The sequence below is a fragment of the Pararhodobacter zhoushanensis genome, assembly GCF_025949695.1.
Classification (GTDB): Bacteria; Pseudomonadota; Alphaproteobacteria; order Rhodobacterales; family Rhodobacteraceae; genus Pararhodobacter; species Pararhodobacter zhoushanensis_A.
Genome location: NZ_JAPDFL010000001.1, coordinates 754,235 through 766,159 on the forward strand (window position 1 = coordinate 754,235; position 11,925 = coordinate 766,159).

12 protein-coding genes are annotated in these 11,925 nt (G+C 65.5%); 3 read left to right on the forward strand and 9 right to left on the reverse strand.

From position 1 onward, the window contains the following. Positions 1 to 29 precede the first annotated feature (29 nt). From OKW52_RS03790 to OKW52_RS03800, 3 genes are all read left to right on the forward strand, one after another. Positions 30 to 887, forward strand: coding sequence for a dioxygenase family protein (locus tag OKW52_RS03790; protein ID WP_264504520.1), 858 nt, complete (start codon positions 30 to 32; stop codon positions 885 to 887). Between the two features lie 6 nt (positions 888 to 893). Further along, positions 894 to 1,697 carry an IclR family transcriptional regulator domain-containing protein gene (locus OKW52_RS03795; protein ID WP_264504521.1) on the forward strand — a complete coding sequence of 268 codons (804 nt, stop codon included), beginning with the start codon at positions 894 to 896 and terminating at the stop codon, positions 1,695 to 1,697. A 152-nt stretch (positions 1,698 to 1,849) separates the two neighbouring features. Further along, positions 1,850 to 3,226: an aminomethyl transferase family protein gene (locus OKW52_RS03800; RefSeq protein ID WP_264504522.1), complete on the forward strand. Its 1,377-nt coding sequence runs from the start codon at positions 1,850 to 1,852 to the stop codon at positions 3,224 to 3,226. A 135-nt stretch (positions 3,227 to 3,361) separates the two neighbouring features. On the opposite strand, the gene OKW52_RS03805 is transcribed toward OKW52_RS03800, so the two are convergent. From OKW52_RS03805 to OKW52_RS03845, 9 genes are read right to left on the reverse strand one after another with little or no spacing between them, the layout of a single operon-like run. Beyond that, positions 3,362 to 4,807 carry an aldehyde dehydrogenase gene (locus OKW52_RS03805; RefSeq protein ID WP_264504523.1) on the reverse strand — a complete coding sequence of 482 codons (1,446 nt, stop codon included), beginning with the start codon at positions 4,805 to 4,807 and terminating at the stop codon, positions 3,362 to 3,364. A gap of 36 nt (positions 4,808 to 4,843) precedes the next feature. Then, positions 4,844 to 6,292: an NAD-dependent succinate-semialdehyde dehydrogenase gene (locus tag OKW52_RS03810; RefSeq protein ID WP_264504524.1), complete on the reverse strand. Its 1,449-nt coding sequence runs from the start codon at positions 6,290 to 6,292 to the stop codon at positions 4,844 to 4,846. 9 nt (positions 6,293 to 6,301) lie between these two features. After that, positions 6,302 to 6,565, reverse strand: a complete 264-nt coding sequence (locus tag OKW52_RS03815) for an aldehyde dehydrogenase family protein (protein WP_264504525.1) — start codon at positions 6,563 to 6,565, stop codon at positions 6,302 to 6,304. After that, positions 6,489 to 7,544 (reverse strand): aldehyde dehydrogenase family protein, encoded by a 1,056-nt coding sequence (locus tag OKW52_RS03820; RefSeq protein ID WP_264504526.1) that lies wholly within the window; start codon positions 7,542 to 7,544, stop codon positions 6,489 to 6,491. Before OKW52_RS03820 ends, OKW52_RS03815 begins: the two co-directional genes overlap by 77 nt. Then, on the reverse strand, positions 7,535 to 7,792 hold the full coding sequence (locus tag OKW52_RS03825; protein ID WP_264504527.1) for a hypothetical protein: 258 nt from the start codon (positions 7,790 to 7,792) through the stop codon (positions 7,535 to 7,537). Before OKW52_RS03825 ends, OKW52_RS03820 begins: the two co-directional genes overlap by 10 nt. 9 nt (positions 7,793 to 7,801) lie before the next feature. Continuing rightward, on the reverse strand, positions 7,802 to 8,299 hold the full coding sequence (locus OKW52_RS03830; RefSeq protein WP_127106697.1) for a DUF3237 domain-containing protein: 498 nt from the start codon (positions 8,297 to 8,299) through the stop codon (positions 7,802 to 7,804). Beyond that, a complete protein-coding gene (locus tag OKW52_RS03835; RefSeq protein WP_264504528.1) occupies positions 8,296 to 9,930 on the reverse strand; it encodes a GMC family oxidoreductase in 1,635 nt (544 codons plus the stop codon). Before OKW52_RS03835 ends, OKW52_RS03830 begins: the two co-directional genes overlap by 4 nt. Next, positions 9,927 to 11,399 (reverse strand): carotenoid oxygenase family protein, encoded by a 1,473-nt coding sequence (locus tag OKW52_RS03840; RefSeq protein ID WP_264504529.1) that lies wholly within the window; start codon positions 11,397 to 11,399, stop codon positions 9,927 to 9,929. The genes OKW52_RS03835 and OKW52_RS03840 overlap by 4 nt, the downstream gene beginning before the upstream one ends. A gap of 57 nt (positions 11,400 to 11,456) precedes the next feature. Next, positions 11,457 to 11,915, reverse strand: coding sequence for a DUF3237 domain-containing protein (locus OKW52_RS03845; RefSeq protein WP_264504530.1), 459 nt, complete (start codon positions 11,913 to 11,915; stop codon positions 11,457 to 11,459). Between the last annotated feature and the right edge of the window lie 10 nt (positions 11,916 to 11,925).

Genomic DNA, 11,925 nt, shown 5'->3' on the forward strand with positions numbered 1-11,925 from the left:
TCGGACGTACGGGACAGGGAGAGGACGCCGTGAAAGATATCAACCAATTCACCATCACCCAGGCGGTGAAGGAGTCGTTCAAGACCGAGCCGGGCAGCCGGTTTGAATCCCTGCTGCACGGTCTGGTCGAGCATCTGCACGACTTCACCCGCGAGCAGAACGTCACCCATGAGGAATGGATGGGGGTGCTCAACTTCCTCTATGACTGCGGCAAGATCTCGACGCCCGAGCGCCACGAGTTCATCCTGCTGTCCGACGTGTTGGGCTGGTCCTCGCTCGTTGACATGATCAACACCAAGGGCGGCGCGACCGAGGGGTCGAACCTGGGGCCGTTCTATCTGGACAACGCGCCGGTCAAGCAACTGGGCGGCAATCTGGCGGATGAGCGCGACGGGGTGACGGTGCTGGTGCATGGCAAGGTGAGCAACACGCTGCACCACCCGCTGCCGGGCGCGACCATCGACACCTGGCAGGCGGATGCCACGGGCACCTATCCGATTCAGGAGGTCGATCAGGACAAATACGACCTGCGTGGCAAGTTCACCTGCGATGAGAACGGGCGTTACTATTACACCACCGTGCTGCCCAAGCCCTATACCGTGCCCTATGACGGCCCGGTCGGTGTGTTGCTGCGCGCGGGCACCCGCCACGCCTGGCGCGCGCCGCATATGCATTTCATCGTGACTGCGCCGGGTATGGCCGGGATCACCACCGAGATCTTCTTCAAGAACACCGAATATCTGGATAATGACGCGGTGTTCGGCGTCCGTCAGTCGCTGATTGCCGATCTGAAACCGGCCAAGGATATCGACAAGCTGGGCTACACGCTGGACAAGAAGCCCGATGCCGTGATCGAATTCGACTTTGTGCTGGCACCAGAGGGTTAAGACGCTGTGAGCGATGACGAAAACAGACCGGCGGGCTTTGTCGAAGCTCTGGCCAAGGGCATCGCGATCCTTGAGAGCTTCGATGCCAGCCACAGTGAAATGACGCTGTCCGAGGTCGCGCGCCGGGTGGACGTTTCGCCAGCGGCGGCGCGGCGGGGTCTGATAACGCTGATCGAGCTGGGCTATGTCGGCCAGAATGCCAAGCGTTTTCACCTCAAGCCCAAGGTGATGGCGCTGGGCTCGTCGTTCTATTTCGCCACGCGGGTGGACGAGATCATCCTGCCCGACCTGCGCCGTCTGGTCGAGACGTTTGGCGATGCCGCTTCGGTCGGGACCCTGAACGATCACAATGTCATCTACGTTGCCCATTACTCGCAACAACGTGCCCGGCGCGCCTCGGCGGTGGTCGGGGCCAGCTATCCGGCCTTTGCCACCTCGATTGGCCGCGTGGTGTTGGCCGGGTTGCCCGATGATCGGCTGGACCAGTGGCTTGAGACCCTCTCCCCGGTGCCGCTGACCTCGCGGACGTTGATCGACAAGGACGCGCTGCGGGATGAGATCCTGCGCGTGCGCGAGCAGGGCTATGCGGCGACGGTGGATCAGCTGGATTATGGCATCACCGCCATCGCCGTGCCCATCGTCAACGAAGAGGGCCGCACCGTCGCCGCGATCAACAGTTCAGGCTACAGCGGCATGGTCGCGCCCGAGGCGCTGGTCAGCGAGCGCCTGCATGAGCTGCGCGCCGTAGCCTCGTCGATTGCGTTGCAGCTGGGGCGCTATCCCACGCTGCGCGCGGTGCTGGGCGACTAAGCGCGAAATTTACGGCCATCATCACGCGAACAGGCTTGACGGAGCCTGAACCGCTCCGTACTTTTCGTTGTAAGCAAGAATTTTCGCATTGCGAAATAGCAGACCGCGCCGGGCCAGAAAGCCGCGCACCATCAGACACCAGGGAGGATCCGATGAACAAACCCCAAACCTTCGCCCCGGCGACACTGCAAGACGCGCTCGACACGGCAGGCGGCGCGATCAACCTGCTGCGCTCGTCGCAGCTGGGCACCACGATCTTTCCGGGCATCCCGGCCGAATTCACCAACTGGCGCGACGAACAGCGTGCGTGGAAAGACAGCGTCGCGTTGCTGGAGCAGACCTATCACATGACCGAAGTGTATGTGCGCGGTGCCGATGCGCTGGAATTCATGTCGCGCCTGTCTACCAACCGTCACGACAATTTCACCACCATGCGCGCCAAGCAGGTGGTGATGTGCGGCCCCGATGGAAGGATGATCTCGGATGCGGTGGTGTTCCGTGAGGAAGACGATTTCATGCGCGTCGTCGGCCCGCCCACGGCGGCGAATTGGGTCGAGTTCAACGCAACCAAGACCGACCTGAACGTCACCACCACCCGCGACGAGAACTTCATCCGCCCGCGCGCCCGCCGTGATGTGTTCCGCTTTCAGGTCCAGGGCCCCAACGCGCTGCCCCTGATGCAGGAAGTGACCGACGGCACGCTGCCGGACATCAAGTTCTTCCATATGGGCGCCTTCAAGATCGCTGGCCGCGACGTGCGCGCCGTGCGGCACGGCATGGCCGGGACGCCGGGCTTTGAGGTGTACGGGGACTGGGCCGATCAGGCGGCGGTGCGTGAAGCGGTCGAGCGTGTCGGCGCGAAATACAAGCTGCGCAAGGCAGGCTCGGTCACCTATGGCACCGCCGCGCAGGAAAGCGGCTGGATGCCCCGCCCGTTGCCCGCAATCTATGAAACCGACGACATGGCCGAGTATCGGGCGTGGATCCCGGCCCAGTCGTTCGAGGCCGCGGGCTCGCTGGGGGGAAGCTATATCTCGGACAAGATCGCCGACTATTATGTCGAGCCTTATGAGGTCGGCTACGGCAGTCTGGTGAACTTTGACCACGATTTCATCGGTCGGGCCGCGCTGGAAGAGCTGAAGCTGAACCAGAAGCGCCGCAAGATGACGCTGATCTGGAACAATGACGATGTGTTCCGCGTGCTGAAGAATTCGCTGCGCACCGACGGGCCGCGCACCAAGTTCATCTCGCTGCCAGTGCCGATGTATTCGTCGTTTCAGGCGGATCAGGTGCTCTCGGGCGGCAAGCCGGTCGGTGTGTCGAACTGGATGTCATATTCGTCGAACGCCGGGGCGGTTCTGTCGACGGCGCTGATGGACATCGAGCATGCCGTGGTCGGCAATGAAGTGACGCTGCTCTGGGGCGAGCCGGACAGCCGCCGCAGCACGGTGGAAGAGCACGAACTGACCGAGATCCGCGCCACCATCGCGCCGGTGCCGTACTACGACAAGACGATCAAGAAGGATTGATCCGGCGCGGCCCCCGGGTTGGCGGGGGAACGCGTCAGACAAGCGAAAGGGCGGCTTCTGGCCGCCCTTTCTGCACCCGAGGGGTGCCACCAACAGGCAAGCCGCGCCGGGGCGCGACCTGCCGTGCCTGTCCGATCAGATCGGGTAGTGCTGGTGCGGATCTTCGATGGTGATCCAGCGCATCTGGGTGAACTCGGTGATGCCGTCATTGCCGCCAAAACGCCCGTGACCCGAGGCTTTCACGCCGCCAAAGGGCATCTGCGCCTCGTCCGACACGGTCGGGCCGTTGATGTGGCAGATGCCGCTCTCGACCCGTTCAGCCACCGCCATGGCGCGCTTCAGATCGCGCGAGTGCACGGCCGAGGACAGACCGTATTCGGTGTCATTGGCCACGCGCACCGCTTCGTCGTCGCCCTTGACGCGGATCACCGACTTGACCGGGCCAAAGCTTTCCTCGCGGTAGATGCGCATTTCCGAGGTCACGCCGTCGATGACACCGGCGGGAACGATCGCCCCGTCACGCTTGCCACCGGCCAGCAGCTTGCCGCCCTTGGCCACAGCGTCAGCGACCAGCGCATCGATCTTTTCCGCCGCGCCCTGGGTGATCAGCGAACCCAGCGCCACCTGACCGCGCGGGTTGCCGACCGGCAGGGCGGCGGCCCGTTCGGCCAGTTTGGCGACGAAGGCGTCGGCGATCTTCTCGTCAACGATGATCCGCTCGGTCGACATGCAGATCTGGCCCTGGTTCATGAACGACCCGAACACGGCAGCATTCACCGCGCCGTCCAGATCGGCGTCGTCCAGAACGATCAGCGGGGCTTTGCCGCCCAGTTCCAGCAGCACCGGCTTGAGGTTCTCACCGGCCAGACGGCCAATGATGCGGCCCACGCCGGTCGAGCCGGTGAAGTTCACATGCTTGACCGCGTCATGTTCGATCAGGGCTGCGACCAGACCGGCGGCATCCTCGGGCGCGTTGGTGACGACGTTGAGCACGCCAGCGGGCAGGCCGGCCTCGGCAAAGCAGGTGCCGATCAGCAGGTGGGTGGCCGGGCACATCTCGGACGCCTTCAGGATCACCGAATTGCCGCAAGCCAGCGCAACCGCCACGGCGCGCACGCCCAGAATGACCGGCGCGTTCCACGGCGCCATGCCAAGGCAGATGCCATGCGGACGGCGCTGGCCCATCGCCATGCAGCCCGGCTTGTCGGACGGGATGATCTCGCCCTTGATCTGGGTGGTGATCGACGCCGCCTCGCGCAGGATGCCCGACGCGAACCAGACGTTGAACCCGCCCCACGGCCCGGTCGATCCGGTCTCGGCGGTCATCAGTTCGGTGAACTCGGCCGATTTCGAGGCCAGAATGTCAGCGGCGGCGTTCAAGATGCGGCGGCGCTCGTTCGGGCCGGTCTTGGACCAGACATCGAACCCGGCTTGCGCGGCGGCGATGATGGCGGGGACGTCGGCGGCGGTGGCGGCGGGCGCGGTGGTGGCAACGTCGCCGGTCACCGGATCGCGGCGATCAAAGGTCTTGCCGCTGTCGGCGCCCACGGATTTGCCCGCGATCAGCATGTCTATCTTCATGGTAGTCCTCCCTTTTGGGCCTGTTACAGCCCGTTCTCAGTGTTGGTGAATGCTCTTGACCACCAGACAGGCGGCCAGTCCTTCGGGGCCATCCTCGGACCCGTGGCCCGAGTGTTTGACGCCTTGAAACGGCGCATCGGCATAGGCCATGCGCGTGACGTTGATGCCGACCATCCCGGCCTCCAGCGCGGCCCCGATCCGGTTGGCCATGCGCCCGTTCTCGGTAAACGCATAGGCGGCCAAACCAAAGGGCAAACGGTTGGCTTGCTCGACGACCTCATCAAAACTTTGAAACCGGGCGGCGGCGACAACCGGGCCGAACGGCTCTTCGTTCATGATCCGGGCATCGAGCGACAGGTCGGTCAGCACGGTCGGCTGAAAGAAATAGCCCTGATTGCCGATCCGCTCACCCCCCGTCAGCACCCGCGCGCCGCGGGCGGTGGCATCGGCCAGCAGGCCCTCGACCGCCTCAGGGCGGCGGGCATTGGCCATCGGGCCCATCTGTGTGGCTGGGTCCAGCCCGTCGCCGATCCGCATCGCCGCCAGCCGCTGGCTGAGGGCTGCGACGAAGCGGTCGTGAATGCCGTCCTGCACATAAAAACGCGTCGGTGAGACGCAGACCTGCCCGGCATTGCGCGACTTGGCCATGGCCAGCAGATCGACGGTGCGGTCGAAATCGCAATCGTCGAACACGATCACCGGCGCGTGGCCGCCCAGTTCCATCGTGGTGCGCAGGGCATTATCCGCCGCCAGTTTCATCAGGTGCTTGCCGACCACGGTCGAGCCGGTGAAGCTGCATTTGCGGATCACCGGCGAGGCGAGCAGATGGCGCGAGACCTCATCGGGCACGCCGAACACCAGCTGGCACACGCCGCGCGGCAGGCCGGCATCCAGCAACGCCTGCACCACGGCCATGGCGGATGCCGGGGCTTCCTCGGCCGGTTTCAGGATCACCGAACAGCCCGCCGCGATGGGCGCGCCCAGCTTGCGGCCGGGGTTGTGGATGGGAAAGTTCCACGGCGCGAAGGCGGCGACGGGGCCGACCGGCTCTTTCATCACCAGGGACCGCTCGCCATCCGGGCGCACCAGCACGCGGCCATAGATGCGCTTGGCCTCGGCGGCGTAGAAATCGAAGAGATCGGCGCAGCCATGCAGTTCGATGCGGGTCTCTTGCAGGGTCTTGCCCTCTTCCAGCGTGGCGTTGCGGGCGATGACATCGCCGCGCTCGCGCAGCAGGCGCGCAGCCCCGGTCAGCACGGCGGCGCGTTCTTCGGGCGTCGATCTGCGCCAGAGCTTGAAGCCCTTGTCGGCGGACTCCAAAGCGCGGTCCAGATCGGCCGCATTGGCCAGCGGCAGTTCGGCCAGCACCTGACCCGTGGCCGGATGGCGGACCTCAAAGCTGCGGCGGCCTTCGGCCCCCAGCCAGTCGCCATCGATGTGCAGCTTGAGCTGCGGGTAGTCCTGTGCACCGGTGATGGTGGTCATGATCAGTCCTCAGTTCAGCGCCACGGTGACGGTTTTCAGTTCGGTATAGATTTCCAGCCCGGCGCGGCCATTCTCACGCCCAAAGCCCGAGGCCTTGAAGCCGCCCAGCGGCAGCGCCGGATCGGGCGGACCGGACCCGTTGATGCGCACGGTCCCGGCGCGCAGCCGGTTGGCCAGCTTGTGCGCACGGGTGATGTCACGGGTCCAGATGGCCGAGGACAGCCCGTATTGCGAGATCGTTGCCGCGCGCGGCGATGGCGTCCAGATCCTCATCGCCAAAGCGCATCAGGCACAGGACAGGGCCAAAGATTTCCTCGCGCGTGACGCTCAGATCGGCGCCGGGTTCCAGCAGGATCGTCGGCTCGATGAAATAGCCCGCATCGCCCTTGGTGTTGCCACCGGCCAGCAGGCTCACGCCCGCCTCGCGCCCGGCTTCGATATAGCTGGCGACCCGGTCGCGCTGGCGGGCGCTGATCAATGGGCCCATCTCGGTCGCCGGATCGGTGCCCGGCCCGACGCGCAGGGTTTGCGCGCGCGCGGTCAGCCCCTCGGCCACGCGGTCAAAGACGCTGGCGTGCACGAACAGCCGCGAGCCAGCGGCGCAGACTTGGCCCGCGTTGCCAAAGATGCCCATGGCGGCGGCGGGGATGGCGCGCTCAAGGTCCGCATCCCCGAAGATGAAGGTGGGGGATTTGCCGCCCAGCTCAAGCGTGACGCGCTTCATGGTCGCGGCGCTTTCACGCAGGATCTGCTGGCCGACGAGGGTGGAGCCGGTGAAGGAAATCTTGTCCACGCCGGGATGCGCCACCAGCGCGGCCCCGGCCTGATGGCCATAGCCGGTCACGATGTTGACCACACCCGCCGGAAAGCCTGCCTCGGCGATCAGCCGGGCGAGGCGCATGGCCGAGAGGGGCGCTTGTTCGGCGGGTTTCAGCACTACGGTGCAACCTGCGGCCAGTGCGGCGGCCAGTTTGCCCACGGCCATCACCAGCGGGAAGTTCCACGGCGTGATCGCGCCGACCACGCCCACGGCTTCACGCCGCGTGTAGCCCAGCCATTCGCCGGGCCATGACGGCGTGATCGTCTCGCCGCCCAGCTTGGTTGCCCAGCCGGCGAAATAGCGCAGCATGCCGACAGCGCCCATCACGCCGCCCATCTTGGCCATCATCAGCGGCATGCCGTTATCGAGGCTCTCGGTCAGCGCCAAAGCGTCGGCATCGGCGGCGACAAGATCGGCCAGTTTCAGCAGCATATCCTGCCGTCGTGCGGGGGCAGGCCCGACCAGCGCCCGTCGTCGAAGGCCTGGCGCGCGGCCATGACGGCGGCGTCAATGTCCCCTGCCTCACCGGCCGAGGCCTGCGAGAGCAGCGCGCCGGTGGCGGGGTCGTGGATGTCGATCAGGCCGTCGCCGCAGGGTGCGCGGAAATCACCGTCGATGAACTGCTGCACCGGGGCCTGTGCCAGAGCCGCGCGCAGGGGGGTGGTGGGGTCTTGGGTCATCGGATCACCTCAGCGAATGGCGTAGTAGCGAAACAGCGAATGGTCGGGCGGATCGTTCGGATCGACCTGCGGGCGGCGCTGCGCGACGCCGACGATCACCGTGCGGTTGAGCCACGCGTGGGGGCCATTCTCGGGCGCGCGGAAATAGGGCGTGCAGCGGAAATAGGCGGGCACATCGGCGGGCTCGTCCGGCCCCTGTCCCTGCGTGCGCAGCGGACGGTGCACGTAGCCCAGATTGCGGATGTAGATCAGCGCGCCGTCGTCGGCCTCGATCATGTAATGCGCGTTCAGCTCGACCACGTGATCGGCGCGCACCACCGGCCAGTCGGCCCCGGAATAGTCCACCAGCTTGCCGTTGAGCAACGGGCCGGTGATCACGCTGCCCTCACCGACCGAGGTATAGCCCTGCACAGCACCGCCATAGATCGGGCCGGTGGACCAGCGGCGGTCGAAATTGATCTGGATATCGAAAGCATGCTCATAGGTGAGCGCCAAAGGGTCGGTCATGCGTCTTCCATACGTTGAGGGGCGGGGGCGGGGCGGCCCAGCAGCAAATCGGCTGCCTTCTCCGCGATCATGATGGCCGGGGCCTGGGTGTTGCCACCGGGAATATCGGGCATCGAGGCGCAATCGGCCACCCGCAGCCCGTCGATACCGCGCACACGCAACTCGGCGTCGAGCACGGCGTCCGGCCCGCTGCCCATCGCGCAGGTCGAGGTCGGGTGCATCGCCGTGCGCACGGCGGCGCGCACGAAACCGTCGATCTCGGCGTCGGATTGCAGCGCGTCGGGGGGCAGGATGGCGCGGGTGACCATGCTGGCGGCGGGTTCGGTGGCGAAGAAATCGCGCACCAGCCGGACGTAACGGCGGAACGCGGCGCGGTCGGCCTCGGCCTGAAGCAGATTGTACTGGATCAGCGGCTTGGCGGCGGGATCGTTCGAGGCGGGCTTGACCCAGCCCCGGCTCTCGGGGTGCAACAGCACGCTGGCGACCGAGAAGCGCGAACCGACAGAGGGGCGCAGGCCCGGCACCCAGACATGGTTGTTCATCGCCAAGGGGCTGATCAGCAGTTGCAGGTCAGGGCGCTCAAGGCCTTCGCGCGTGCGCACGAAGCCTTGCAATCCAACGGGCAGGCCGCCGACGGGGCCAGAGCCATTCGCCGCCCAGCGCAGCACCGAGCGCGCCATGCGGTCAAGCCGCAGCTCACGGTCAAAGGTGAAATCGCCCGAGGCCTGATAGAAATGCGCAATCGAGGCGTGTTCCTGCAGGTTGCGCCCGACGCCGGGAAGGTCGTGCAGGGGTGTTATGTCCGCCGCCTGCAACTCATCCGCCGGGCCGATGCCAGACAGCATCAGGATTTGCGGCGAGCCATAGGCACCGGCGCAAAGCACCACCTCGCGGGCCGCAGTGATACGTTGGACAGCGCCCCCTGCCTGCACCTCGATCCCCACCGCGCGGCCCGCTTCGATCAGCACGCGGCTGACCAGCGCCTTGGACAGCACCGTCAGATTGCCGCGCGCCATCGCCGGGCGCAGGAAGCGCGCGGCGGTCGAGCCGCGACGACCCTGATGCGTGTTGAATTCAGGCGTGGCGAAGCCTTCGTGCTGCGCGCCGTTGAAATCATCGGTCAGCGCATAGCCCAGTGCCTGCGCGGTCTGTTGCAGGCGCGGGTGGACGTAAGCGTCGGGCTGATGCGCGGTGACCGTCAGCGGGCCGCCGGCACCATGGTGCGCCGACGCGCCGCCCCAATGGTTTTCCGAGCGTTTGAAATAGGGCAGCACATCGGCGTAAGACCAGCCGCGCAGGCCCTTTTGCGCCCAGCCGTCGTAATCGCTGGCCGCGCCGCGCGAATACATCATGCCATTGATCGACGAACAGCCGCCGATCACCTTGCCGCGCGGCACGGGCAGGCGGCGGTTGTCGGCGTAGGGTTCGGGCTGGGTTTCATAGCCCCAGCCCAGCGCGGGCGTGTTCATCGCCTTGAACCACGCCAGCGGCATCGACACCACAGGCCTGCGCTCGGACCCGCCGGCCTCGACCAGCAGTACGCGCAGCGCGGGGTCTTCGGACAGGCGGGCGGCGAGCACGCAGCCCGCCGATCCGGCGCCGACGACAATCACATCGTAGCCGGTGGTCATGCGGCAGGGGCCTCGGGCAGATGGCTGGCGGGCACCCAGTTGCCGTGCAACCCGCCGCGCAGGCGCAGCTCCAGCGGCATACGGGCAATCGGGCCTTCATCGACGCGCTGCGCATCGAACAGCACCAGATCCGAGCGATGCTCGGCCAGCATGTTCTCGATGGCGACAAGATAGCCGTCACCCTCGTTGATGCTGCCGGGGCGGGGGATGAAGGCGGGTTCCTGCAGGGTCGAGGTCGGGCCGGTCCAGTAGCTTTTGGTCTTGCCGGTGGCGTGGTCCATATGGCCCAGCACGTTGGTCATCAGGCCCGACATCGAGCGCCCGTTCGGCAGTTCCAGCGGGCGCGCGAAATCCTGTGCCAGCATATAGCCGTGGCGGTAGGGCATCGACGCATAGCGGTCGTCGATGCGGGGAAATTCACCGATGAAATCGGACAGCGGCACCATCGAATGGAAGTTTTCCGACTTGTCGCCCATGTCCACGCACCAGCGGGTCATGCGGGCGGCGGATTCGGCGCGGTTGAACTCGGCCCCGTGGACATCGGGGAAGAAGGGAAAGCCGTTGTTCTTGGCCATCGGGACGTCGAAATAGACCTTTTCGCCGTCGTTGAAGGCATTCATCACATGGCTGGCAAAGCAGTTTGGGGCCTTGAACCAGCGCACGTCCTTGGCGTCACCGCGACGCGGCAGGATGCCCAGATAGACCTCTTTGGTGGTGTCGAAACCAAAGTGCGGCAGCCCGGCTTCCAGACGCTCCCATGAGCTGACGATGGGAACGACGTGGAAACAGGCGTAATCCTCAGTCAGGCCAAAGTCGTGCATCATGCAGTAATAGGGCAGCTCGAACCAAACCTCGTGCTTGATCTTGTTCTGCGGGTCGATCTCGTAATAGACCATGTCGCGGGTGATCAGACCCTTGGCCGCATAGCCAAAGGCGCACATATCGCCCGTATTGGGGTCGAATTTCGGGTGGGCGGTGAAGGTCTGGCTGGTGATCTGACCACCCAGATCGCTGTAGCCTTCGGTTTCCAGCGTCCAGGGATCCATCATCACCGGCGGGCTGTCTTCCTTCAGTGCCCAGAGCTTCTTGTTCTGCACCACGACGTTGGTGTTGGCGGTGCCGCGATATTCGCCCTTGACGCTTTCGTCATCGGTCAGCGGGTTGCGGTAGGCGCCGAACAGCGCCTTGCCCGCCTCGCGTTCCAGCTTGAACTTGTCGGTGCGCACATAGCGCTGCTTGAAATCGACGCGCCCGTTCTTGAACCGGAAAGACGAGACCATGCCGTCGCCGTTGAACGGGATGTCATTGCCCAGCTTGGGCGGAAACTGCGCATCCGGCGCAACGCGGAAGAAGATGCCGTCCAGATCGCTGGGAACCTCGCCGATGACCTCAAGGTCCTTGACGTCGGCCTCCATGCGCGAGGGTTTGTTGAAGCCCTGAAAGCTGGGATGGTTGGGAAAAGCCTGCATGATCGTCTCGCTGTTCTGTGGGGTCAGGCCGCGCGCTGCGCGGGCCGCAAGGGGCGATCAGGTCACCCGGTAAAAACGCACCTTCACGCCGTCGCGATAGCGCGCGCCGGTGCAGACAAAGACGCTGCGGTTGAGCCAGTCGTAGCGGCCTTCGGGCGCGGTGAAGACGGGGGTGGTGCGGAAATAATATTCGGCCGGATCAACCTCTTGCCCCTGCATCATGCGTTGCATGACGGACGCAGGGCCGTGGCGAACACCGCGATTGCGGCACTCGATGCGCACGCCGTCGCCGGTTTCCAGCAGATACATCGCGTCAACTTCGGTCACGCCATCGGCGCGGATCAGCTGCCAGTCGAAACCGCTGACCATGGTGCCCTTGATGTCGGGGCCGACGAAGGGACCGCCTGCGTCGATCGGGATCACCTGCCGCCGCCCCGTGGGCACCGCACCGATCACCTGCGGCGGGCTGACGCCCCCGGTTGCTTCAAACACGAATTCCAGACCCGGTTCGTTCATTGCAGTCCCC

Coding starts and splice junctions, on each gene's coding strand:
- OKW52_RS03805 (WP_264504523.1), bottom strand. CDS start 4,807: ATGAAGATAGACATGCTGATCGCGGGCAAATCCGTGGGCGCCGACAGC.
- OKW52_RS03810 (WP_264504524.1), bottom strand. CDS start 6,292: ATGACCACCATCACCGGTGCACAGGACTACCCGCAGCTCAAGCTGCAC.
- OKW52_RS03845 (WP_264504530.1), bottom strand. CDS start 11,915: ATGAACGAACCGGGTCTGGAATTCGTGTTTGAAGCAACCGGGGGCGTC.
- OKW52_RS03835 (WP_264504528.1), bottom strand. CDS start 9,930: ATGACCACCGGCTACGATGTGATTGTCGTCGGCGCCGGATCGGCGGGC.
- OKW52_RS03815 (WP_264504525.1), bottom strand. CDS start 6,565: ATGAGGATCTGGACGCCATCGCCGCGCGCGGCAACGATCTCGCAATAC.
- OKW52_RS03800 (WP_264504522.1), top strand. CDS start 1,850: ATGAACAAACCCCAAACCTTCGCCCCGGCGACACTGCAAGACGCGCTC.
- OKW52_RS03825 (WP_264504527.1), bottom strand. CDS start 7,792: ATGACCCAAGACCCCACCACCCCCCTGCGCGCGGCTCTGGCACAGGCC.
- OKW52_RS03820 (WP_264504526.1), bottom strand. CDS start 7,544: ATGCTGCTGAAACTGGCCGATCTTGTCGCCGCCGATGCCGACGCTTTG.
- OKW52_RS03830 (WP_127106697.1), bottom strand. CDS start 8,299: ATGACCGACCCTTTGGCGCTCACCTATGAGCATGCTTTCGATATCCAG.
- OKW52_RS03840 (WP_264504529.1), bottom strand. CDS start 11,399: ATGCAGGCTTTTCCCAACCATCCCAGCTTTCAGGGCTTCAACAAACCC.